General features: G+C 38.5%; 22 protein-coding genes. 19 read left to right on the top strand and 3 right to left on the bottom strand.

All coding sequences use genetic code 11. The features are described from left to right. Positions 1-13 precede the first annotated feature (13 nt). The gene (locus tag KHA87_RS12985) at positions 14-889 is read right to left on the bottom strand and encodes an accessory Sec system S-layer assembly protein (RefSeq protein ID WP_213094588.1); all 876 of its coding nucleotides are present in this window, start codon (positions 887-889) and stop codon (positions 14-16) included. Between the two features lie 14 nt (positions 890-903). Then, positions 904-3,318, bottom strand: a complete 2,415-nt coding sequence (gene secA2 / locus KHA87_RS12980) for an accessory Sec system translocase SecA2 (protein WP_213094587.1) — start codon at positions 3,316-3,318, stop codon at positions 904-906. 337 nt (positions 3,319-3,655) lie between these two features. Between secA2 and KHA87_RS12975 the strand changes: the two genes are divergently transcribed. Further along, positions 3,656-4,387: a WecB/TagA/CpsF family glycosyltransferase gene (locus KHA87_RS12975; RefSeq protein WP_213094586.1), complete on the top strand. Its 732-nt coding sequence runs from the start codon at positions 3,656-3,658 to the stop codon at positions 4,385-4,387. A gap of 318 nt (positions 4,388-4,705) precedes the next feature. After that, positions 4,706-5,758, top strand: a complete 1,053-nt coding sequence (locus KHA87_RS12970; RefSeq protein ID WP_213094585.1) for an MraY family glycosyltransferase — start codon at positions 4,706-4,708, stop codon at positions 5,756-5,758. Between the two features lie 242 nt (positions 5,759-6,000). Here the strand turns inward: KHA87_RS12970 and KHA87_RS12965 are convergent, their stop codons facing one another. Further along, a complete protein-coding gene (locus KHA87_RS12965) occupies positions 6,001-6,633 on the bottom strand; it encodes a YigZ family protein (RefSeq protein WP_213094584.1) in 633 nt (210 codons plus the stop codon). Positions 6,634-6,985: 352 nt separating this feature from the next. Between KHA87_RS12965 and KHA87_RS12960 the strand changes: the two genes are divergently transcribed. The 17 genes from KHA87_RS12960 (at position 6,986) to KHA87_RS12880 (ending at position 25,224) form a co-directional block, all read left to right on the top strand. Continuing rightward, on the top strand, positions 6,986-8,131 hold the full coding sequence (locus KHA87_RS12960) for a sensor histidine kinase (protein ID WP_213094583.1): 1,146 nt from the start codon (positions 6,986-6,988) through the stop codon (positions 8,129-8,131). A gap of 27 nt (positions 8,132-8,158) precedes the next feature. Beyond that, positions 8,159-8,839 carry a response regulator gene (locus KHA87_RS12955; RefSeq protein WP_213094582.1) on the top strand — a complete coding sequence of 227 codons (681 nt, stop codon included), beginning with the start codon at positions 8,159-8,161 and terminating at the stop codon, positions 8,837-8,839. Between the two features lie 415 nt (positions 8,840-9,254). Next, positions 9,255-10,232, top strand: a complete 978-nt coding sequence (locus KHA87_RS12950) for an HD-GYP domain-containing protein (protein ID WP_213094581.1) — start codon at positions 9,255-9,257, stop codon at positions 10,230-10,232. Positions 10,233-10,495: 263 nt separating this feature from the next. Beyond that, on the top strand, positions 10,496-11,899 hold the full coding sequence (gene treP / locus KHA87_RS12945; protein ID WP_213094580.1) for a PTS system trehalose-specific EIIBC component: 1,404 nt from the start codon (positions 10,496-10,498) through the stop codon (positions 11,897-11,899). 1,083 nt (positions 11,900-12,982) lie between these two features. Continuing rightward, positions 12,983-14,650, top strand: a complete 1,668-nt coding sequence (gene treC, locus KHA87_RS12940) for an alpha,alpha-phosphotrehalase (RefSeq protein ID WP_213094579.1) — start codon at positions 12,983-12,985, stop codon at positions 14,648-14,650. Positions 14,651-14,717: 67 nt separating this feature from the next. Next, positions 14,718-15,434, top strand: coding sequence for a trehalose operon repressor (gene treR / locus KHA87_RS12935; protein WP_213094578.1), 717 nt, complete (start codon positions 14,718-14,720; stop codon positions 15,432-15,434). Positions 15,435-15,620: 186 nt separating this feature from the next. Continuing rightward, on the top strand, positions 15,621-16,157 hold the full coding sequence (locus KHA87_RS12930) for a nuclear transport factor 2 family protein (protein ID WP_213094577.1): 537 nt from the start codon (positions 15,621-15,623) through the stop codon (positions 16,155-16,157). Between the two features lie 110 nt (positions 16,158-16,267). After that, positions 16,268-17,164 (top strand): phosphogluconate dehydrogenase (NAD(+)-dependent, decarboxylating), encoded by an 897-nt coding sequence (gnd, locus tag KHA87_RS12925; RefSeq protein WP_213094576.1) that lies wholly within the window; start codon positions 16,268-16,270, stop codon positions 17,162-17,164. Positions 17,165-17,722: 558 nt separating this feature from the next. Next, positions 17,723-18,565, top strand: coding sequence for a DegV family protein (locus tag KHA87_RS12920; protein ID WP_213095162.1), 843 nt, complete (start codon positions 17,723-17,725; stop codon positions 18,563-18,565). 59 nt (positions 18,566-18,624) lie between these two features. Then, positions 18,625-19,986, top strand: coding sequence for an ATP-dependent helicase ComFA (locus KHA87_RS12915; RefSeq protein WP_249310383.1), 1,362 nt, complete (start codon positions 18,625-18,627; stop codon positions 19,984-19,986). Further along, positions 19,979-20,680 carry a ComF family protein gene (locus tag KHA87_RS12910; RefSeq protein ID WP_213094575.1) on the top strand — a complete coding sequence of 234 codons (702 nt, stop codon included), beginning with the start codon at positions 19,979-19,981 and terminating at the stop codon, positions 20,678-20,680. Before KHA87_RS12915 ends, KHA87_RS12910 begins: the two co-directional genes overlap by 8 nt. Positions 20,681-20,737: 57 nt before the next feature. Beyond that, on the top strand, positions 20,738-21,136 hold the full coding sequence (locus KHA87_RS12905; RefSeq protein ID WP_213094574.1) for a TIGR03826 family flagellar region protein: 399 nt from the start codon (positions 20,738-20,740) through the stop codon (positions 21,134-21,136). An 83-nt stretch (positions 21,137-21,219) separates the two neighbouring features. Continuing rightward, the gene (gene flgM, locus KHA87_RS12900; RefSeq protein ID WP_213094573.1) at positions 21,220-21,483 is read left to right on the top strand and encodes a flagellar biosynthesis anti-sigma factor FlgM; all 264 of its coding nucleotides are present in this window, start codon (positions 21,220-21,222) and stop codon (positions 21,481-21,483) included. A 15-nt stretch (positions 21,484-21,498) separates the two neighbouring features. After that, positions 21,499-21,978, top strand: a complete 480-nt coding sequence (locus KHA87_RS12895) for a flagellar protein FlgN (protein ID WP_213094572.1) — start codon at positions 21,499-21,501, stop codon at positions 21,976-21,978. Between the two features lie 100 nt (positions 21,979-22,078). Continuing rightward, entirely contained in the window at positions 22,079-23,689 is a 1,611-nt protein-coding gene (gene flgK / locus KHA87_RS12890; RefSeq protein ID WP_213094571.1) for a flagellar hook-associated protein FlgK, read from the top strand. Between the two features lie 20 nt (positions 23,690-23,709). Then, positions 23,710-24,588 carry a flagellar hook-associated protein FlgL gene (flgL, locus tag KHA87_RS12885; protein WP_213095160.1) on the top strand — a complete coding sequence of 293 codons (879 nt, stop codon included), beginning with the start codon at positions 23,710-23,712 and terminating at the stop codon, positions 24,586-24,588. A gap of 45 nt (positions 24,589-24,633) precedes the next feature. Continuing rightward, positions 24,634-25,224 carry a DUF6470 family protein gene (locus KHA87_RS12880; protein WP_213094570.1) on the top strand — a complete coding sequence of 197 codons (591 nt, stop codon included), beginning with the start codon at positions 24,634-24,636 and terminating at the stop codon, positions 25,222-25,224. Positions 25,225-25,226 lie beyond the last annotated feature (2 nt).

Below are 25,226 nucleotides of genomic sequence, written 5' to 3'. Positions count from 1 at the left end.
CGGCTTTTGACTGTTATTGACGTGGATACACTCTCCAAGTGGAGAAATCTGGATTTTTCTTAGAAACAAGCGATTTTGGGAAAATAAATGTCCACGGTTTGCTTGTATTTGCCTTCACTTCAAATTCAGAAAGCTGAAAACCGCCTTGGGCAACGATATCTCTAGCAGCGTCCTCCACAATAAGCGGAAGAGATTCAATAGAAATATTCTTATCGGCACCATTACGTATGAGTATCGTTACGTGTAAATCGCCATTATCAGCATGTTTAATTTGCAAGCCCATAAAATTTACTTCGCCTGGTCCTGGCGGATTCATATTTCCTATCAATTGCTTTAATTTTTCTTTCTCTGTTTCAGGAAGGCTATTTTCCCAAGTCTCTGCCAGATCAAGTCTATGCTCAGGCTTTAATTCAAAAGCAAGCTTCCAGCCCTCTTGGGGAATTGTTTCTGAAACAATGCTATCAGCATCAAAAGTAAAATGCCAAGGGCGGCTGCTGCGCGGTGGCAGCTCACCTAGTCCACTTAAATCAAACGTTTTTCGGGCTAATAATTCTTCGTCCGTACCAAGCAGAACAAGGGCAACTTGGTCAAACTTAATTGCCTTATCCAAGCTGCTTCTTACAAATGCTGTAATTGTAAGCTCACCGTTTTCCCCATCTACATGCTCGATTCCAGCTAATGAAATTTGATTTGGCTTTAATGGTGCACATTCATTATTCAAAAAACGTAACACATATTCCTGTTCAGGTGAGTCCACCCAATTAGGAGGAAGGGATAATGATGTTTCTATTTCTAATTCATCACTTTGGATAGGAGCTTCCTCATTCAATAACTCCTTTGAAGAAAAGGTACTATCTTTTCCGAGCTTCTTCTTTCCTGAAAATAACATATTAATCCCCCTAATTATTCAACATCCTCATCGATAAACATTTCGATATCTTCTATTTCTTCGATCTCATCTATTTCTTCATCTTCTGGTGCAATATAATCTCTTACATAGGAAGCTGCCAGTTGACATACTTCTTCTTCCATATTGTAAAACGTATAGGAAAAGATACTTAACCCTTCCTTTTGATAGGTGATAACCGGATCTTCCTGACCGTAGCCGCGCAGACCTATTCCTTCTTTAAGACGGGACATGTACTCTAAATGCTGCATCCAATTGCGGTCCAAAATACGTAAGATAGATTCATTTAATTCAAAATAAAAATATGGCTGATCCTCATAAATTTTTTCAAATGTTTCTTTTGATTCCATCATAAGCTTTTTCGCAAGCTCCATGATCGCTTCCTGTTCTTCAAAGTCGATTTCCTCATCTTCTAATTCATCGAAAATGGAAATTTCCTTGACCTTGGAAAGAAATTCGGGAAGATTTTGCTTCCCTTTCTCATCCGTATGATAATACTTTTCAACATAATGGTCAAAAATACTTTGTTGTGTCGATTGGATATACTCAAAAGGATCTTCGTTTTCAAGAAGGTTATTACGCAATGTATAGATAATTTTGCGTTGTTCATTTACCACATCATCTAATTTAAGCGTATATTCCCGAGCAGAATAATTAGAGCCTTCACAAATTTTTTGAACACGGTCCACAAAGTCAAGAATGTTTTTATTCAGTATAAGCCCTTCGTCATTTGTTTTTATCGTCTTTTTGAATTTTTCAAGCTGTTCCGGTGCAAATCGGCGAATAATCTCATCCTCAATTGAAATGAAGAATTGGCTTGAACCTGGATCTCCCTGTCTGCCCGCACGACCCTTTAATTGATTGTCAATCCGTCTACTTTCGTGGCGTTCCGTACCTATCACATGAAGTCCGCCAAGTTCTGCAACACCATCACCAAGCATAATATCGGTACCACGGCCGGCCATGTTGGTCGCGATAGTGATTTGATCCTTCTGACCTGCATTTGAAATAAGCTCCGCTTCCTTTTCTACGCTTTTAGCATTTAATAGCTGGAAAGGAAGTTTTTCTTTATTTAAGTATTCAGCGACAATTTCCGATTGTTCGATAGAAGTAGTCCCAATCAGGATTGGTTGACCTTTTCTATATCTTTTTATGACTTCATTTGTCATGGCAGTGTATTTTTGTGCTGCCGTTTCGAAGACTAGGTCATTCATATCTTCTCTTATTTTCGGTTTATTGGTCGGAATCTGGATAACATCCATTCCGTATATTTGCTGAAATTCCTTTTCCTCCGATTTTGCGGTACCGGTCATACCAGAAAGAATAGGGTACATTCGGAAGTAATTTTGAATGGTGATAGAAGCCTGCATCTTATTTTCATCTGTCAGCTCCAAGCCTTCCTTTGCCTCAATTGCTTGGTGCAGCCCGTCGCTTAAGCTTCTACCTTCTAAAATACGGCCAGTAAACATATCAATCAGTTCGATTTTTCCATCTTTAACGATATAATCAACATCTTTACGGAATACGACTTCTGCCCTTAGGGATTGGATCATGTAATGATATAGTGTTTGATGCGTCAAATCGTACAGGTTATCAATGCCAAATGTTTTTTCAATTTTGGTAATACCTTCATCTGTAAAGCTTACAGCCTTTGTTTCTACATCAAGATTATAATCGATATCTACTTTAAATCGTTTAATAACCTGAGTAACTATTTTAAATAGCTCGGAATTCAATGATGTTTTTCCGGCAATGATTAGAGGCGTTTTGGCTTCATCAATAAGAATGCTATCCACTTCATCAATGATGGCGAAATGATATGGTCTTTGTACTCGCTGCTCCACATCCATTATCATATGATCTCTTAAGTAATCAAAACCAAATTCCGTACCGATTCCATATGTAATATCCGCTTCATAAGCTGCTTGTTTTTCCACAGGAGACATTTCAGCAAGGTTTAATCCGATGGTCAATCCTAAAAATTCATGGACTTTACCGTTGATTTCTTTATCTCTTTTTGCAAGGTATTCGTTCACTGTAATAACATGAACGCCTTTCCCCTCAAGAGCCCGCAAATAACTTGGAAGGGAAGCGACTAGTGTTTTACCTTCTCCCGTTGGCATTTCAGATATATTTCCTTCTAATAAGGAAAGCCCGCCAATTAATTGAACATCATAATGACGCATGCCGAGAACTCTTTTAGCAGCCTCTCGCACCACGGCAAATGCTTCTGCCGTAATATCATGGATTGTTCCATTATTTGCTAGAATATTCTTAAATTCGTCCGTTTTATTTCTTAGCTCTGAGTCTGATAATCTCTCAAACTCCGGCTCTAGTGAATTTATTTTATCTACAATTTTTTGATATTTTTTAATTGTCCGTTCTTGTGGACTCTTGAGATATTTAATCATTCTTGTCTCTCCTTAAAAACTGGTAGGTATATTATAACATAAGAAATCACTGGAGAACTTACTAGAATATTTTGGGAAATTGTCGCAAGGTGTAAAAAAACGGTAGTATACGTGGTGGACTTCTGATATGTTAAATAATAGTAAAGGCAACTAAGTTTTAATGTTCGCGAATTTAGGTATAATTAGTTGTTAAGAAATTCATAACAAACAATGCTTCATAAGGTATCTCGGATATGTTAGGAATAATTTTTGAAGGCTTTAAAAGAGGGTTATTAGGATTAATAACATGTATACGAAAAATGCCTTTAAAAAACGCTTCAGAGGTGAAATTTTTTACATGAAACAGACTTTTTTCACGATTTTTGGGATACCAATTATTCATACGGACCACAAATCGTTTATAAATACTTTGGAAAATAGAATCAAAAGTGAGCACAAATCTTTTGTTGTAACAGCGAATCCTGAAATTGTCATGAAGGCCAATCAGGAAAAGGAATATGCCGAATATCTGAAAAGAGCCGATTTTATCACTGCCGATGGAATCGGAATCGTCATTGCTTCCAAAATCTTAAATCAGCCCTTACCGGGAAGGGTGTCAGGCACCGACATGATGGTGGATTTATTGGAAAGAGCAAACGATCACCAGTATCGTGTGTACTTTTTAGGGGCTCAGCCGGATGTATTGGAATTATTTTTGGAAAATGTTCACAAGCAATTCCCGAAAGTAGAAATTGTTGGTTCACATAATGGTTTTTTTGATTGGAATGATAATACTATAAAAGAAGAAATTCAATCGCTTAAGCCAGATCTTGTCTTTGTTGCATTAGGTGTGCCGAGACAAGAAAAGTGGATTGCAGAAAATTACGATTCCTTTCAAAAAGGTGTTTTCATGGGTGTCGGCGGCAGCTTTGATGTAGTAGCAGGTGTAGTAAAACGAGCGCCAAAGGCATGGCAAAAAATGAATCTCGAATGGCTTTACCGTTTAATCCACCAGCCATCAAGATGGAAACGCATGCTTGTGATCCCCGTTTTTTTATTCAAGGTTATTGGACAGAAATTTCGGAACTAGTAATGAAAATTAGTGGAAATGAATATGGTAAGAACATTAGTAACTGCGTACAATAAAAAAATATTCTATAATAAATCATGCATATGTGTTATAATGCACTTGATTACAAAATTCGACTATAATTAGGCACTTTTCTAAAAATATATTGCTTTTATAGAAGGAATACATTTGATTCTTTTAAGAAAAGATGCCTTAAAGAAAACACAACAATTTAATGAAACTGCAATAATAATACAGGCTTTATTGTATACAATTTAAAAGACGAATATCCATACTATTTTCTCACATGAAGGGTCTTGAACGTTAGGGAGGATGTAAATGTTTTGGTTAACAATGTTTATATGCTTTATTTGTTCTATAATAATAACTCCTTTAGTGAAAAAGCTTGCCCTTAAATTAAATGTTACAGATCTTCCGAATAAACGAAAAGTTCATCAGCATGTGATGCCGTTAATGGGCGGTTTGGCCATCTATATCAGTTTTATGGTTGGCTTTTTGATTCTGACCCCAACGGATATACACTATTCCGTTTCATGGATTCTTTTAGGCGGATTAATCATTATTATCACCGGGATATTGGATGATAAATTTGAATTAAGTCCTAAATTGAAGTTACTGGGACAATTACTTGCAGCAATAGCAGTAATTATGGGCGGAATTGAAATTGACTTTATTAACCTGCCATTCGGAGGAAAATTGGAATTTGGCATTTTCGCCATTCCGTTCACTATCATTTGGATAGTGGGAGTAACGAATGCTATTAATTTCTTAGATGGATTAGATGGACTTGCAGCCGGCGTTTGCAGCATAGCTTTAATTACCATCTCAGGTATGGCGGTTTTAATGGGGAATTTTTTCGCAGCTACATTAGGAGCTATTTTACTGGCAAGTACATTAGGATTTTTAATTTATAATTTTCATCCGGCGAAAATTTTTATGGGGGATACAGGATCCTTATTTCTCGGATATATGATTTCCGTATTATCACTTCTTGGATTTAAAAATATTGCCTTTATTTCATTGGTGATTCCTGTCATTATCCTCGGAGTACCTTTATCCGATACATTTTTTGCAATGGTTCGTCGTTTTTCAAATAAACAGCCTATATCAACGGCAGATAAATCGCATTTGCATCACTGCTTGCTCCGTATGGGATTTTCCCATCGTCAAACAGTGCTAATTATTTATGCGATTGCAACCATGTTTGGATTAGCAGCGATTATTTTCTCTATGTCTACGATGTGGGGCTCCATCATACTAGTAACTGTTCTTTTACTAGCTATTGAAATTTTTGTAGAAAGCATAGAGCTTGCAGGAGAAAATTATAAGCCACTATTAAAAATAATGAAGCCGAAGCGATCTTCGGAATAAAAAAGCGGATCTAATAGGGATCCGCTTTTTTTTGATGTCTGGCATCAAAAATGTTTTATGAGGACAGAGGTTTCGTTACGCATATCATTTAATGGTTTCGAGGACAGAAGATCCCTTATTGTAAATGCGGTAGAAAATCACTGTGTTTTTTTGCAAAAATAAAGGATCCTGTGTCCGCTAGAATATCAAATAAACCCGTTTTATCACGGATAACGGAACGTGTTTCCTCACAAACTAAACAATCAAACTTCTGTTTCTAAATACAGCACTTCTCCCTCTGAAATCTCTACCTGCCCGTTCGTTAATTCAATCATCCATTCGAAAAAATGATGAACCTGCCCCTCTTCTACAAACGTTTCGATTTCCACATTATCAAGATAATGAATTTCTTTTATATTATAAATAGAAGAACGAAGTTCATTTTCTACCTTTCCAAGCCATGTATAGTCTATTTTCGTATGAACGATCTTCATGAGCTTTCGTTCCACGATGCCTACTTGATTTATTCCTTCAGAGGTAGATTTCCCGTATGCCCGAATAAGACCGCCGGCACCAAGCTTAATCCCACCAAAATAGCGTGTTACCACTACAACCGTGTCTTTTAAGTCCTTTTTTTTAAGTACCTCCAACATGGGCACGCCTGCGGTTCCGCTTGGTTCCCCGTCATCATTCGCTTTTTGAATCTCATTATGTTGCCCAATCATGTAGGCTGAACAGTTATGAGTAGCGTCCCAGTGCTTCTTTTTGATTTCCTGTATAAAATCCTGTGCCTCTTGCTCTGTTGTGGCACGATTTATATGGGCGATAAATCTTGACTTTTGGATTACTATTTCATGGCTTCCACGCTCTTTTATCGTAAAGTATTGCTTTAACATATGTATCCCTCCGAAATTGTCTATGTATATGGTAGCAAAAAATAGATGATATCTCCAAAAAATTGCAATAATGCTAATGAAAATGTAATAAAACAAATATATTTGTGATAGGTTATTTTGGTATAATATATAGAGAAAAATACTTTTTTTTACAATCGTAAAACTAGCAGGGAAATGTAGTATTTTAATCGAATATTATATATAGCATTTATGACTAGGTCATAGGACACAGAAAATAGATTAGGAGTTTTCTCCTGATTTTATTTTACTAATGATTCCAAATAGTTTTATTGGCTTGAATAGAGTTAAAATAATTTTAACCCAAAGGGAGAAAACCCTGGAGGTATGTTCCATGTCGTTAAAGAAAATTGATACGAAGGCTCTCGACGATATTCTTGAGAAAATGATTTCCACTGTTGACAGCAGTAAATCGGAGATTTTTCGAATTGGTGAACAATGCCGCCAAGATTATGACTCTCTTTCGCATGAATTAAAAGAGATAAAGGAAATGGTCGGCAAGATCATCGAAGAAGGCGATGACTTAGAGGGAAAGACGCGTTATTCGAGACGAAGGCTTTCCGAAGTCAGCATGAATTTTCGTGAATATTCCGAGGAACAAGTCCGTAATGCTTACGAAGTGGCTCACAACCTGCAAATGAAGCTCTCTATGAATCGTGAATTAGAGAAAAATTTGCGGAGAAGGCGAGATGAACTGGAACGAAGGCTCATTAATCTACAAGAAACGATTGAACGAGCAGATCTCTTAGTCTCGCAAACAAGCGTTGTATTAAACTATTTAACAAAGGATCTGAAGCAGATAGGCAGTGCATTGGAGGATGCAAAGGAAAAGCAGGATTTCGGCTTGCGGGTTATTGAAGCGCAAGAGGAGGAACGAAAACGTCTTTCCAGAGAAATACATGATGGTCCTGCTCAAATGCTTGCCAATATGCTAATAAGATCTGATTTAATTGAAAAAATTTACCGGGAAAGAGGTGCGCGGGAAGCAATTAATGAAGTGTCTGATTTAAAACGTATGGTTAGATCTTCATTATCTGAAGTCCGCCGCATCATTTATGATTTACGCCCGATGGCATTGGATGATTTAGGTCTAGTGCCTACCCTCAGAAAATATTTGGGTAGAACCGAAGAATATAACAATGGGGCACCTCATATTCAGTTTTTTAATGTCGGAGAGGAATTGAGGCTCGACTCGAATTATGAAGTAGCATTGTTCAGACTCGTTCAGGAATCTGTACAAAATGCATTGAAGCATGCCGACGCATCGGTAATCCAGGTAAAGTTGGAAATGAAGAAGGACCGCATTACTGTCATTATTAAAGACAATGGGAAAGGCTTTGATGTAAGAGCAAAGAAAGAGGGCTCTTTCGGCATTGTCGGCATGAAGGAAAGAATTGAACTTTTAGATGGTAATATCACCATTGATTCTAAAACAGGACTAGGCACTATCGTAACGATTCAAGTTCCTATTAAAGATTGATGTATCCGACAAAGGAGGCCAAGGCAAATGACTACAAAAATTGCTATAATTGATGATCACCAGTTATTTCGTGAAGGGGTAAAACGTATTTTAGAATTTGAAAAATCATTTGAAATTGTTGCTGAAGGTGATGACGGTGATTCAGCTCTAAAAATTATTGAAGAACACAAACCAGATGTGGTTCTGATGGATATAAATATGCCGAACAAAAACGGAATTGAAGCTACAAGACTGCTGGTAGAAACTTACCCTGATACTAAAGTAATCATTCTTTCCATTCATGATGATGAAAACTATGTTACACATGCTTTAAAAACAGGTGCAACAGGATATCTTTTAAAGGAAATGGATTCTGATGCTTTAATCGAAGCGGTAAAAGTAGTAGCAGACGGCGGATCCTACCTGCATCCAAAAATCACTCATAATCTAGTAACCGAATATCGCCGCCTGGCAAACAGACAAAACACCGGGAAAGGCTACCAACAGCCAGAGGTAGTAAGACCGCTTCATTTATTAACACCACGTGAGTGCGAGGTATTACAGCTGTTAGCCGATGGAAAAAGCAACCGTGTAATCGGAGAAGCTTTGTATATCAGCGAAAAAACAGTCAAAAACCACGTCTCCAATATCTTGCAAAAAATGAGCGCGAACGACCGTACTCAAGCCGTTGTAACAGCAATTAAAAATGGCTGGGTAGAGGTACGCTAATAATATAAGATTGGCCTTCTCCTGCGGGGGAGGGTTTTTCTTTTGGATTGAGGGAATCTCGCAGAAAAATGCTTTTGACTGAAATATTTGGAGAAGTGCTTGAATTAATTGGAGAAGTGCCTTAATTATTTAAAGAAGTGCTTGAATTATTTAAAGAAGTGCCTGAATTATATGGTAGAGCTTGCCTGAGTATGTCTTGTTTGGCAGGTTATATTTCAAAACCGCGGGATTAACTTAGAGTCACTTGATTAACCCGTAGAAATAAGACTGAATCACTTAAATTATTGTAAAAAATCTTACTTCTAATGGACGCGATTGTGGAGAATTTTTACACAACTTCCGTTTTTCTTACATTGGTTTTGGGCTTTAAATCATGTATACTGATAAAATAATTGCTGTAAAGAAGGTTTTTTTTATGCGTTTTATCCAAATAGAAGAATACGATCATCACACGATGCAGCTCGCAAGACCTATTTATGACAGAATGAAAAGGGTATTGCTTGCAGCTGGTCGGACAATCCACCCGAAATATTTAGAGCGGATCAAACAGATGAATATTTCCACCTTAATAGTAGAGGATGCGGAATCCCACGGAATTACGATGGAAGAGCTATTAGATATGCCTACTTGGATGGATGCGATTGAAGTCGTTCAAAAAGCATATGAACTGGCGAAGCAGAACAAACAACTGAATGTTTTTGACCTACAAGTAGCTATTAATAAAATTATTTTTGAAGTAACAAGGAGAAAAACAATCTTCTTAATTCCATCCTCCTCCGTTACGGAAGAGCTGAAACCATATGCGCATGCCGTTAATGTTACATTGCTTGCTTTGCAAACCTCCAAACAGCTTGGGTATACGAATTCGCAGCAACGCGATCTTGCGATGGGAACAATGCTGCATGATATTGGGAAAATGAGAACAAATGATATTTCCTTACATCCTGAACAAGGGTTTCAATTAATCCGCAAAAATCGGGAAATTAGTTTGTTATCTGCACATGTTGCATTCCAACACCATGAACATTTTGATGGGACGGGCTTACCACGCAAATTGTCTGGGGCGGACATTCTTGAATTTCCGCAAATATGTGCTGTTTCAGACTTCTATGAACATCTTACATCGAACGGTGAGGCGTTGCCTCATTTAGCATTGGAAATGATCATGGCAAAAAATAGCCTGGATTATAATCCAAAAGTGGTACAAGCATTTATCGACAGCGTTCCTTCCTACATACCAGGTACGAAGGTCCGATTAAGCAGTGGGGAAGAAGCAATAGTAATCCGGATTGAAAATAATCTTCATCGTCCTGTTGTCCGAATCAAAAATACCGGTGCTGAGGTAGATTTAAGCGAAAATGTATCCATATTAATAAGTGAAATATTACAGTAAAACTACCCTTGTCTATTGGACAGGGGTTTTTTAGTGAAAAAATCAGTTGACATACTTGTATATACAAGTTAAGATGATGACATACGATTTATCTTGTATATACAAGTTTAAAAAGGTAATTGTTATAGTGATATAATTTTTTTGTATTCTAAAACTCTATAAATACCTTATTTAGGGTAAAAAATGAAAGCGTATCCAGGATACCTTTAGAAGTAAATTTTTTTCTAAATAAATGAAAACGGTAACAGAAAGATGGGGAGAATATGTCAACTATTAAAGAATCCGCAGAAAAAATAGTTCACGCGGTTGGTGGCAAAGAAAATATTGCAGCTGCTACACATTGTGTAACGCGCTTGCGATTTGCCCTTGTAGATGAAGCCAAAGTGAATAAAGAAGAACTGGAAAACATTGATCATGTTAAGGGATCCTTTTCAGCAAATGGTCAGTTTCAAGTTGTTATAGGTCAAGGTACTGTAGATAAGGTTTACAACGAAATGGTGAACCTTACAGGAATCGGAGAGGCAACTAAACAAGAAATTAAAGATGCTGCAGCTAAAAATCTCAATCCACTGCAGCGGGCAATTAAAACCTTGGCGGATATTTTTATCCCGATATTGCCAGCTATTGTAACAGCCGGTTTGTTAATGGGGATTAATAATATATTAACGGGACAAGGTATTTTCTTTGATAAAAAGTCATTAGTCGATGTTTATCCGCAATGGAAGGACTTTGCCAGCATCATAAACTTAATTGCTAATACGTCCTTTACTTTTTTACCGGCATTAATCGGATGGTCGGCAGTGAAAAAATTCGGTGGAAATCCACTGCTTGGTATAGTCCTCGGATTGATGCTGGTCCATCCGGATTTACTCAATGCATGGGCTTACGGTTCTACAAAGGAAGTCCCGGTATGGCACTTATTTGGTCTTGATATTCAGAAAATCGGTTATCAGGGTCAAGTGTTACCAGTGCTTGTAGCATCATGGGTATTAGCGAAGCTCGAGATATTTTTGAAAAAACGTATTGCAGATGCATTTCAGTTATTACTTGTTGCACCAATCGCTTTATTAATTACCGGATTTTTATCCTTTATCGTAATTGGACCAGTTACATTTGTCATTGCGAATTGGATTACAGACGGAGTGGTTGGCATTTTCCATACTGCACCTGCACTTGGCGGCTTAATCTACGGATTGCTGTACGCACCGCTTGTTATCACAGGAATGCATCACACATTCCTCGCAGTCGATTTGCAATTAATCGGTAGCACCGGAACCACTTTCCTATGGCCAATGCTAGCGTTATCCAATATTGCTCAAGGCTCCGCAGCTTTAGGAATGATGTTTGCAACTCGTGATGAAAAATTGAAGGGACTATCATTTACATCTGCTGTCTCTGCCTACTTGGGAATTACCGAGCCTGCCATGTTCGGGGTGAACTTGCGTTTCCGTTTCGCGTTTATTGCGGCAATCATTGGATCTGCTATTGCAGGAATGTTCATTACACTTAATCATGTGCTAGCACCGTCTGTTGGTGTCGGCGGTCTCCCAGCATTTTTATCCATTAGAGCGCAAAACTGGGGATCATTCTTTATCGGAATGGCCATTGCAATCATAATACCTTTCGTATTAACGCTGGTCATCGGTAAATTACGCAAGAACAAATAATGCAATGAGAGACGATACCACCGGCAAGAAGGTGGTATCGTGTCTTGCTTTTGTGGTGGATGGGAAAACTAGGTTGTTGTTTAACTAAGAGGGACTTGCGGAAAAATTAGGATGGATTGCGGAACTTTAAAAGTAGCGCCGAAAAACTTAATTCAAACGCCGAAAAAAGTAGAAGCATTGCCGAAATAAAGAGGGAAGTAGCCGTATTTTAGCTGGAATGCCGAAAACCTCGGTATAAACGGCGGAAAAATAGGGTGAAACGCCGAAATAAGTGGAAGCAGTGCCGAAATAAAGTGGGAAACAGCCGAATAATAACGGGAATGCCGAAAACCTCAGTAAAAACGCCGAAAAAATAGGCTGAAACGCCGAAATAAGTGGAGCAGTCCGAAATAAAGAGGGAAACAGCCGAATTATAAAGGGAATGCCGAAAACTTCAGTAAAAACGCCGTAAAAATAAGGTAAAACGCCGAAATAAAGTGGAAAGCAGCCGAAATATAACGGGAAAGCCGAAAACTTCGGTATAAACGCCGAAAAAATAGGGTGAAACGCCGAAAAAATTGGAAGCAGTGCCGAAATAAAGAGGGAAACAGCCGAATTTTAGCGGGAATGCCGAAAACTTCAGTATAAACGCCGGAAAAATAGGGTGAAACGCCGAAAAAAGCGGAAGTATTGCCGAAATAAAGTGGGAAGCAGCCGAATTATAACGAGAATGCCGAAAACTTCAGTATAAACGGCGAAAAAATAGGCTGAAACGCCGAAAAAAGCGGAAGTAGTGCCGAAATAAAGTGGGAAACTGCCGAATTATAACGAGAACGCCGAAAACTTCAGTATAAACGCCGAAAAAAGCGGAAGTAGTGCCGAAATAAAGTGGGAAACTGCCGAATTATAACGAGAATGCCGAAAACCACAGTATAAACGCCGAAAAAGGTGGAAGCAGTGCTGAATTTAAATAACAAGATATCAAACTCTCAAAAAAAACAGTTCTAGAAACAAAAATAACCGGCAAATCTCAAAATAACCAAACTACCTACCTCATATACAAACATTAAGAATCAATCAAAAAATAAAAAGCGGTGATATAAGATGACACATCCTTGGTGGAAAAAGGCAACAGTATATCAGATTTACCCGAAAAGCTTTTATGATACTACCGGAAACGGTGTTGGGGATCTACAAGGGGTAATCCAAAAGCTAGATTATCTAAAAAAACTAGGTATTGATGTGATTTGGTTAACCCCGATTTACCAATCTCCACAGCGTGATAACGGTTATGATATTAGCGATTATTACAAAATCTACGAAGAGTTTGGCACAATGGAGGATTTTGAAGCACTCCTCAAAGAGGCACATCTGCGCGATTTCAAAATCATAATGGATATTGTCGTCAATCATACGTCCACTGAGCATGAATGGTTCAAGCATGCTAGCTCCTCTAAAAACAATCCATATCGTGATTTTTATATATGGAAGGATTCTAAGCCTGACGGCAGCGAGCCAACTAACTGGCAATCGAAATTTGGCGGTAGTGCCTGGAAGCTCGACGAAAAAACTGGACAATATTATTTGCATCTATTTGATGTCACTCAGGCAGATTTGAATTGGGAGAATGAAGAGCTTCGCAAAAAACTATATGAAATGATGCATTTCTGGTTTGATAAGGGGGTGGATGGATTCCGTTTGGACGTTATCAACTTGATATCGAAGGACCAGTGTTACCTAAACGATTCTACAGGAGATGGCCGCAAATATTACACTGATGGTCCAAGGGTTCATGAATTCTTGAAGGAAATGAATAACGAGGTTTTTTCCCAATATAATGCGATGACTGTGGGGGAAATGTCCTCCACCACGATTGATCATTGTATTAAGTACACAAATCCTGCTGAGAAGGAACTAAGTATGACCTTCAACTTTCATCACTTAAAAGTAGATTATGCCAATGGTGAAAAATGGTCGAAAGCGGATTTTGATTTTCTTGCTTTAAAAAGGATTTTATCGGAATGGCAGGTTAGAATGAATCAGGGTTGCGGTTGGAATGCATTATTTTGGTGTAATCATGATCAGCCACGTGTTGTCAGCCGATATGGAAATGACCGTGAATACTTAATTGAATCTGCGAAAATGCTTGCTACTACCATCCATATGATGCAAGGAACACCGTATATCTATCAAGGTGAAGAAATCGGGATGACCAATCCATTTTTCGACACTATCGAGGATTATCGCGATGTTGAATCTCTAAATATGTATCAGTTGATGCTGGAGCAAGGTAAAAGCAAAGAGGAAGTAATCGAGATTTTAAAGCAAAAGTCACGTGATAATTCACGGACACCTGTCCAATGGGATGAAAGTGAGAATGCGGGTTTTACAAAGGGCACTCCGTGGATAAAAGTAGCTCCTAACTATAAGGAAATTAATGTTGAAAAATCGTTGCTAGATGCTAATTCTGTTTTCTATCATTACCAAAAGCTGATTCAGCTCCGTAAGCAATACGATATTATTACAGATGGTGATTACGAACTTATTTTAAAAGACCATCCGGAAATCTTCGCCTATATTCGAAATAATGATAATGAAAAGCTTTTGGTCGTAAATAATTTTTATGGCACGGAAGTAGAATTTGAATGCCCGATTAATCTAGCTAATTATGCAATTGAAATTCTTACTTCGAACTACTCGGATTCAAGTGAAAATGCTCAAAGCTTTACCTTGCGACCTTATGAATCCGTTGTTTATCATTTGAAAAAATAGAGTAATTGTGGATACTGTAAAATATCGCTACAATAGAAGTATCGATATTTTGAAAGGATTCCAAGGCATGAGGGGAAACAAATTTTTAACAATTTATGAAGAAATCGCAGGACAAATTCAGTCTGGGAAGCTAAAGCCTAATGAGAAGCTACTATCAGAGAATGAACTAGTCGAAAAATACGACACGTCTCGCGAAACAATCCGCAAGGCCCTGAACTTACTTTCCCAAAATGGGTATATTCAAAAAATAAAAGGAAAGGGCTCATTTGTTTTAGATGTCGGCCGCTTTGATTTTCCGGTCTCCGGCCTCGTCAGCTTTAAGGAAATCGCTGAAAAAACCGGAAAGCCGTGGAGGACGATTGTATATGAGCTTGAGGATATTAAGCCTGATGAGTATATACAGAATCAGCTGCAAATATCCAGCAAGGAGCGGGTATGGAAGCTAATTCGTGCTCGGGAATTAGATAACGAACGCATCATTCTCGACAAGGATTTTATTTTGAAAAAGACAGTCCCATCCTTGACGAAGGAAATTTGCGAGGATTCGCTTTACAAATATATAGAAGGCGAGCTCGGCCTCACTATCAGCTTTGCGAAAAAAGAAATCTCCGTCGATGAACCAACAGAGGAAGATCGAAAGTACCTGGATTTAAAACATTATGAACATGTCGTAGTAGTGAAAAATTACGTATATCTAGAAGACGCAAGTCTATTTCAATACACGGAATCCCGTCATCGCCTCGACAAATTTAAATTTGTTGATTTCGCACGACGTGGAAGGTAAGGAGCATTTGCCCTAGAGGCAGGTGCTTTTTTCCTATTCCAGCGTTCCAGCTGGCTTAATTCATTAGATACCCATTGGCGAAAGGGAAAATTCACAATCTGTTAACATTAATCGAGGTTTACTATTTGTATGAACTGCCTAAAATCAATAAAATGGAGGTATGGAACCATTAGGAGGTATACATAAATGAAGTGGAAAACAACATTGGGAATATTATTCACAAGCGTTTTTTTACTTGCTGCATGCGGCAATAATGATAAGGCTGACAAATCAACACCAAAAACTACGGAGAAGCAAACAGAAACAGCGACATCTAATAACACAGTCAAAACCGATAAGCCTTCTCTAAAGGAAGTAAAAAACATCCCTGCTGACGAGAAAAAAGCATTGCTCGCTGTTACGAACCAATATATAAAGGCATTTAATGAAAAAAATTTAGATGCGTATATGGCTACCATTTCGAAAAATCCAAGCTCATTTAAATATGAGGAAGAAAAAGCATATACAAAAAAGGTTTTTGAGACCATGAATATAATAATGAAACCGTTGAAAATAGCGGTGATTGGCTATAAGACAGGTAACGCCAATGTTTATCTAGAATTAAAAACAATCGTAACGGAAAAAGGTGAACATGCCGTTAGAACAACTAGACAAATCAATACTTATCAAAAAGAAGATGGGAATTGGAAACTGACATCAATCATGGCGATGGAAACGAAATAAGTTTTTAAAATAGGGTAACCTATACAGGTCAGATAAAAAATGTTGCGTGAAAATTTTTTTCTTCTATAATGAAGATATTGTGAAAAAAAGTTCGAAAGGTGGCAAATACTATGCAAATCGGTATGGTTGGACTAGGAAAAATGGGTTATCAGCTTTCCTTAAACCTAATGGAAAAAGGGTACCAAGTAGGTGCGTTCGATGTTAATAAGGAAGCCGTTCAAAATATAACTAATGAAGGTGCTCAAGGGGCGGAAACTTTGAAGGACCTTGTGGCAAAGCTCGACCGTCCTCGGAAAATTTGGATGATGGTTCCGGCTGGCGATATTACGGAGCAAGTCTTCCAAGAACTTTTACCATTGTTGGACGAGAATGATATCGTAATTGATGGAGGAAACGCTCATTACAAGGATTCACTGCGTCGTTATGATTCCTGTAAAGAAAAAGGCGTCTATTTCCTTGATTGCGGTACAAGCGGCGGTGTGGAAGGTGCACGCCACGGAGCATGTACGATGATCGGCGGAGATTCCGAAGCATTCGAACAAGTAGAAAAAGTATTTAAAGATATTTCTGTTGAAAAAGGATATCTATACACAGGTAAAGCTGGCAGCGGCCACTTCTTGAAAATGGTACATAACGGAATTGAATACGGTATGATGGCAGCAATCGCAGAGGGCTTTGAAATCCTAGAAAAAAGTCCATTCGATTATGATTACGAAAAGGTTTCTACCGTTTGGAACAACGGCTCTGTTATTCGTTCCTGGTTAATGGAACTGATGGAAAATGCCTTCTCGAAGGATGCGAAGCTAGATAAAATCAAAGGTGTTATGCATTCATCTGGAGAAGGAAAATGGACCGTTGAAGCAGCGCTCGATTTCCAAACCGCTGCACCGATTATCGCACTGTCCTTAATGATGCGCTATCGCTCGCTGGAGGATGACACTTTTACTGGTAAAGTCGTTGCGGCACTGCGCAATGAATTCGGTGGTCATGCAGTGGTGGGAAAATAAGAAAAGCAGGCGGGATTCCCGTCTGTTTTTTTATTTTCTATTAGTGGATTCACTATTTTTACTAATTTCATCCTAAGAAAAGCCAATTATATTAACTAGACTCAATCTGGAAAAAATTATAAAATTGGTGGCGAAAGAGGTGAACATTATGAATAAAAAATGATAAATCAATGTTTGTAGCAAGTATCAAGGGTTGATGCAGTTGATCAGGGAATTGATGCAGTTGACCAAGCAATTGATACAATAGGTCAAAAAATTGATGCAATTGAACCGAAATCTGATGTAGTTCACCAGAACTGGAGCAAGAAATGGAATCCTGCTTTCAAAGATTCGAGAAACATTATAGCGTAACTACTAAGATAAAGGAGCTAAAAATAACAAAAGGTATAATTATATGAAAGAAATGAGGATTATGGGTCTCCATCAGAACTAACATTGAAATAATATCTCCATATACATTCCACCAATATCCATTATTCTTCATTCATATTTAGTTATAGATTTTATGGATAATCTCTTATAAAATGGAAGCAAATAAGTATTAAGGATGAGTGAATGATGAAAACTGCCATTGTCACAGACAGTACTGCATATATTCCAAAGGAAATTCGCGAAAAGCTACATATACATATGATTCCGCTGAGTGTTGTAATGAAGGGGGAAACTTATGAAGAAGAGGTAGACTTATTCGCAGACCAATTTTTTGAAGAAATAAAGAACTTAGAAACTCTTCCAACCTCGTCCCAGCCGTCAACTGGTCGATTTGTTGAATTGTTTGAAAGCCTTGCAAAGGACTATGATGAGATTATTAGCATTCACTTATCAAGCGGCATCAGCGGAACGTTCCAAGGAGCTGTTACAGCCGGCACAATGGTGGAGGGCGTCAAGGTATATCCATATGATTCTGAAATAAGCTGTATGGCTCAAGGATTTTATGCGATTGACGCAGCGAAAATGGCTCTAGAAGGAAAGACGACAGAGGAAATTCTACAAAGATTGGACGAGCTTAAGGCATCTACACGAGCTTATTTCATGGCCGATGACCTTTCTCATCTCCAACGCGGAGGTCGTTTGTCTAGTGCTCAAGCCTTGATCGGAAGCCTTTTGAAAATTAAGCCACTGCTCCACTTTGTGGACAAGAAAATTGCCCCATTTGAAAAAATACGAACAAGAAAAAAGGCGATGAATCGTATTGGCGAATTAATCGGAGAAGATGCTGCGAAAGGAACTCCATTAAAAGCTTCCATCATCCATGCAAATCGTGAAGAAGAGGCGAAGGAATGGAAATCAGAGCTTGAACAATTATATCCAAATGTCGATTTTTCCATCAGCTATTTTGGTCCCGTTATTGCTACTCACATCGGAGAAGGCGGAATGGGATTGACGTGGATGCTGAAATAAAGAACGGAGCGCTATTCCCGAGGGAGTAGCGTAATTTTTTATAAAGGAGTGAACGTAATTTGTCCTCAGCGATACAGTCCTATCTAGCCGGCCGCAAATTGCTTCAAACAGAAATCCCCCCAGAACTACTTTCAACAGATAACATCCAAATTTCTTACCAAGATGGCATTATAAAAGAAAAAAATCAATGGAAGTGTGCCAGATGCGGTAACACGAACCAACATTTATTCGCCACTTATCCGTGTTCTCGGTGCATGCAAGAGTGCACCTATTGCCGAAACTGCATCATGATGGGCCGCGTGTCTACCTGTACCCCATTGCTCGGATGGGAAGGACCAGATCCTGAAATATCCCAGCCGGAACGACCTCTTCAATGGGATGGTCACCTTTCCGATGGCCAGCAGCATGCATCCAAGGCTGTTGTAAAAGCAATTCAAAACAAATCAGACATCTTAGTATGGGCAGTGTGCGGAGCCGGAAAAACAGAGGTCTTGTTTGCCGGAATAAATGAAGCATTAAAAGCTGGGTCGAGTGTCTGTATCGCTACTCCGAGAACGGATGTGGTCCTCGAATTAGCTCCTCGCTTTCGTAAAGTATTTCCTGATACCACTGTTGCAGCTCTGTATGGTGGAAGCGAAGACCGTCACCAATATGCAGAACTGGTAATCTCCACTACCCATCAGCTATTCCGCTTTGAAAATGCCTTTGATGTCATGATTGTCGATGAAGTCGACGCCTTCCCCTATACATTTGATAAGACACTGCAATGGGCTGTGGAAAAAGCAGCACGAACACTCTCCGCACAAATTCATCTGACCGCCACTCCAAGCACAGCATGGCAACAAGAATGCATCACTGGAAAACGAGCACATGTCACCATCCCAGCGCGCTTCCACAGACATGCGCTACCTGTTCCAGAGTTTAAATGGTGTGGCAACTGGCGGAAACCCATTGAAAAAGGCAAGCTTCCAAGGATAGTGGAAAGATGGGTTTCTGACCGGCTTCATGCGAACAAACAAGCCCTCGTCTTTTTACCGAATATAAAACTGATGGAAAAAGCAGCACCTCTTTTTCAAAAGCTTCATCCAAAAATAGAATCTGTTCATGCAGAGGACCCGAATCGCAAGGAAAAAGTGGAAAGAATGCGGGCGCAGGAAACACCGATATTATTGACCACCACTATTTTAGAGCGGGGAGTTACTTTTCCTAATATCGATGTCGCGGTAGTCGGAGCAGAGGACCGCATTTTTACCGAAGCGGCCCTTGTGCAAATTTCCGGTCGAGTCGGCAGGAGTGCGGATTATCCCACTGGTGTGATTACATTTTTCCACTATGGACAGTCAAAGGAAATGCAAAAAGCATTCCATCACATCATTCGAATGAATCGCGAAGCAAAGAAGAGGGGGCTAATTGGTGGCTAATTATTGCTTGCTTTGTTCCACCTATCTGGTGCCAACTATTTCATGGAGTATTTTCACTTTTACACACGAAGAGAAATACCTATGCAGAGATTGCCGGAAAAAGCTGTCTGTCATTAAAGGTGAAATATGCATAAAATGTAGCCGTTCACTCGATAAGCTTGATCCCGAATATGTGCAAAATACCACTTGTTTAGACTGTATTCGCTGGGAAGAGGATCTAAAGTGGAGGGGAATTTTAGAAAAAAATATTTCTATTTATAACTATAATGATTTTTTCAAGGAGCTTTTATCCCAATTCAAATTTAGAGGAGATTATGTCCTTGCAAAAGTTTTCGCAAAGGATATCCGCAAAACCATCCAATCTATCCCTCATGACCTGATCGTTCCAATACCGCTTAGTGACGAACGCCTCTTAGAAAGGGGGTTCTGCCAAGCGGAAGCGCTCGTTATGGAAGCAGGACTTGAACCATACCATGCGCTATCCAGAATTCATACCGAAAAACAGTCAAAAAAATCCCGACAAGAACGAATCCATATAGAGAATGTGTTTCAAGCAGTGGAAAATTTGGAGAATAAATCCATACTGCTTCTTGACGATATTTACACAACAGGCTCCACCATTCGACACGCAGCCAAGACATTAAGACAAGCGGGCGCGAAATCTGTCGTATCTTTTACCGTCGCTAGGGGATAAACTTTTTGTAAAACATGACGATATATGAAATAGAGATTGTGTAATGGAGGAATACCAATGGCTGGATTAGAAAATTGTCCTAATTGCGGAAGTCTATTTGTGAAAAATAATCTTCGAGATGTATGCGACAAATGCTATAGAGAAGAAGAGAAAAAATATGAAGCGGTAACCAAGTTTTTAAGAAAACGCGAAAATAGAGCGGCGAAAATCGAAGCAATTGTAGAAGCAACTAAAGTAGAGGAAGAGCTTATTCATAAATGGGTGAGAAAAGGCAGGCTGCAACCGACACTTTTTCCAAACATAGGATATCCGTGCAGCAAATGTGGAACACTTATTAATACAGGTACGATATGTAAATCCTGCATATCGGACATTAATAAAGAATTGAGCCACTTTGAAGAAACGGAAAAATTAAAAACAAATGATTCTAAGCATCCAACCTATTATCGTAAATAGACTTTAAATCACCTATAAAACATTCAGAAAATCTGCCGATATAAAATAAAGAGGTAATACGTTCGAACGAAAGGAGCGTAAATATGAAAATCAATAATTACGGAACATCCGGCATCAATCCATATAAACAACAAATGAACAAAATAAATCAAATGAAAAATATAAATAAACCAAATGATAAAGTAGAAATCTCGACAACTGCAAAGGAAATGCAGCAAGTCTCCAGCATCGAAAAAGAACGCCAAGCAAAGGTCGAGCAATTGAAGATTCAAGTGGAGAATGGGCAGTATAAGGTAGATTCGAAAGCTATTGCGAACGGCATTGCGAAATTTTATCTTGGGAAATAGAAAGGAGGAACCTTCATGTCAGAACCAATCATTACAGTCCTTGAAAAATTGTACAAGCTGCACGAAAGCTTATATAAATTATCTCTAGACAAGGCCACTATCATCAAGGAAAATGACATGGAGAAACTCCAGCAAATGTTAAAGGATGAGCAATCCCATGTTGCAGCTATCAATACTTTAGAAGTGGAACGCCAAAAACTGGCAAAGCAATTACTAGGAACAGATAAGGACGTTACCATTTCGGAATGTATCGAGGCAGCCCCATCAGAAATGAAGGGAAAACTAATATCCTTGCAAACTAAGATTTCTGATATTGTAGAAAAACTTAAAGATCAAAACGAATTGAATCAATCACTCATTTATTTGTCTCTACAATACGTCAACATGACACTTGATATGCTTCAGCCAAAGCCTGAAAGCTTCACATACGGAAGACCTAACCAACAAAAAAGTCCTAAAAAGCCTTCATTTACAGCATTTGATTCGAAGGCATAAAGAAGATTAGGCTGTTTTCTTGTAAATTGTTCCTTTTCGTTATTTGCTTTAAATATAAGAAAAGAGCCATAGATCAAAACATGTTAATGGAGGATTACACATGACTTCAACATTTTTCGGCCTGGAAACCGCCAAACGCGGCATGACAACCCAACAAAATGCCTTATTCGTAACAGGGCAAAACATTTCAAACGCCAACACACCAGGCTACACAAGACAACGAATTAACTTCGAGGCAACAGAACCTTTTCCACCTGCATCCATGAACCGCCCGCAAATCCCGGGTCAAATGGGTACTGGTGTACAAGCAGGATCTGTACAACGTGTTCGTGAAGCGTTCCTGGATCAGCAATATCGTGGTGAAAATAATAAACTAGGCTACTGGAGTACTAGGGCTGACTCTCTGTCTAAAATGGAAGATATAATGAATGAACCTAGTGATACTGGGCTTTCGGCTGCATTAGGGCAGTTCTGGCAGTCCTTGCAGGATTTGAGCGTAAATCCGGAAAATGATGGAGCTCGTTCCGTTGTTATTCAACGCGGACTAGCTGTAACAGAAACATTTCATTATTTAAGTGATTCCATTACTAGTATTCAACAAAATATAGGGAATCAAATTGGCGTCTCTGTAAAAGACATTAATTCTATTCTGAAGCAAATTAGTGAAGTAAATAAACAAATCGCTTCAGTAGAGCCACATGGATATTTGCCTAATGATTTATATGATGAACGTGATCGATTAGTAGATCAACTATCATCCTATGTAAATATTAAAGTAGAAACTACTAAAAGCGGTGGAACTCCATCACCTTTAGCAGATGGTATTTATAATATTAAAATGGTTGGCGCAAATGGCCAAGAGGTAGCTCTAGTATCAGGTTCTAATTACAATAGTATTAGTATAAAAGGTGGGACATCCAGTAATAATGACGGCGTTCTCGATCAACCACCAAGCGATGCGATTGATGCATTTGTTGTAAGTGGAACAGAATTTAAGATAAGTGATTTCCCTCAAGGTAAATTAAAAGCCTTATCAGAAAGCTACGGATATAAAGATACAGATGGAAGTATAAAAGGGATATACCCGGATATGCTCGATCAGCTTGATAAATTAGCTTACACTTTTGCGACGGTATTTAATGAAGTTCATAAACAAGGATATACATTGGATTCATCGGTAAATGGTGGAAAGGGTGGCGATTTCTTTGATCTTAGCGCTCTTAACAATGGGTACAAGGGTGCTGCCAAACTAATCGAAATGGGAAATTTGGCAAATAAGGATATTGCTGCATCAACCGAGAAGGATAATGCAGGAAACGGTACGAATGCAATCAATCTTTCAAATGTACAAGGTGTTGAGCTATCTAAAATCTTTACATTAGAAGGATTTGATCCTAGCAATCCAGTAACGATTGACCTACCTAATTTAGGCCTACCGTTAACATCCGGATCTATTAATACAAATTATCAAAGTATTATCGGTAAGCTTGGGGTAGATGCTCAACAAGCGAACCGCCTAACGACTAATAGTAATACTCTGACACAGTCCGTAGATCAAAATCGTCAATCCGTTAGTTCTGTGTCTTTAGACGAAGAAATGATTAATATGATTAAATTCCAACAAGCTTATAACGCATCAGCTAGAAACATCACGATTTTAGATGAAATGCTAGATAAAATAATCAACGGCCTCGGTACAGGCGGTAGATAGGTTGGTGAAGAGAAATGACAATGCGTGTAACACAATCGATGTTATCCAATAATTTTTTGAAAAACTTAAATACTAGCTATGATAAAATGGGAAAATTACAAGATCAAGTGGCAAGTCAAAAGAAAATTAATCGTCCTTCTGATGATCCAGTTATTGCAATGAAGGGTGTTGGATATCGAACAAATTTACAGGAAGTAGAACAATATAAAAGAAACTTCTCAGAAGCGCATAACTGGATTGATAACACCGATTCAGCCCTTGATGAAGCAACTCAAGCAATGCAAAGAATTCGTGAATTGACAGTTGAAGCTTCAAACGGAACCTTGACTGATGATCAACGTGGTAACATTGCAAAGGAAATTAGCCAGTTAAAAGATCACTTGGTAGAAATCGCTAATACAAAAGTTGGAGACAAGTATATTTTTAATGGTACGGATACTACTAATAAACCTGTGGACTTAAAACAAAGTCCACCAAAGTACCCTGATAATTCTAACCCTGTAAAAATTGAGTTGTCAAAAGGTGTATATATTCAGGTTAATTCCGACCCTAATAATATTTTTTCAAAAGACTTTTTTGATGAATTAACTTCCTTAGAAGATACATTAAATTCCACCGAACCTACTGGTATAGATCAATACTTAGAAAAGCTAGATACTCATATTAATAACATTGTAAACGAACGTGCTACAATAGGTGCCCGCAGCAATCGAATTGATTTAATGGAAGACCGTGTAGGTCAACAGGAAGTTTCGGCAACGAAAATGATGTCCGATAATGAGGATGCGGATTTAGATAGAGTCATTACAGATCTTGTTAACCAAGAAAGTGTTCAACGTGCTGCCCTAGGAATTGGGGCAAGAATTATTCAGCCAACATTATTAGACTTTTTAAGATAGAAGCTATTCCAAATGGATAGCTTCTTTTAATAGAGGTGATGATATATGAATCTTCCACAAATAAGATTACAATCAACCGCTGCTCAAATTGAAATTAATACTACTCCTGCTCAACAATCCATGGAACAGCCTGGTCCCGATTTAGATATTCAGCAGCCGCCGGCTGAGCTTCATATTGATCGGACACCTGGACAACTGACAATTGATCAATCACAAGCACGAGCAGATATGGATTTAAAATCAATCTCACAGCGCTGGAGAGATATTGCGCAAAAAGGCCATCAAGATTCGTTGAATGGAATTGCGCGAAGAGCACAAGAAGGCAATGAACTGATGAAAATCGAGAATAAAGGCAATACTATTGTTAATATTTCTAAGCGAAACAGTGAAAGACCTACATATGATATTAACATCGGTTTCATCCCATCAGCAGGAAGTGTAAAAGAGCATTTTGAACCAGCGAAAGTTGACATTCAATGGGATTTGAAAAAGCCTATTAATAACTCTAAGCCAAGAAAACCAATTATAGATTACAAACCTGGAAATGTGAATGTTTCTATGAAACAGTATCAAGAGTTAAAAATTGACTTTGTGAACTTGAAATATGTGGGTATTCATTATGAACAAGAAATTTAGGA

This window comes from Bacillus sp. FJAT-49736 (assembly GCF_018343615.1).
Taxonomy (GTDB): Bacteria; Bacillota; Bacilli; order Bacillales; family Bacillaceae_C; genus Margalitia.
Note: the sequence above shows the minus strand (reverse complement) of the source record. Positions and strands in the feature narration are given on the sequence as shown.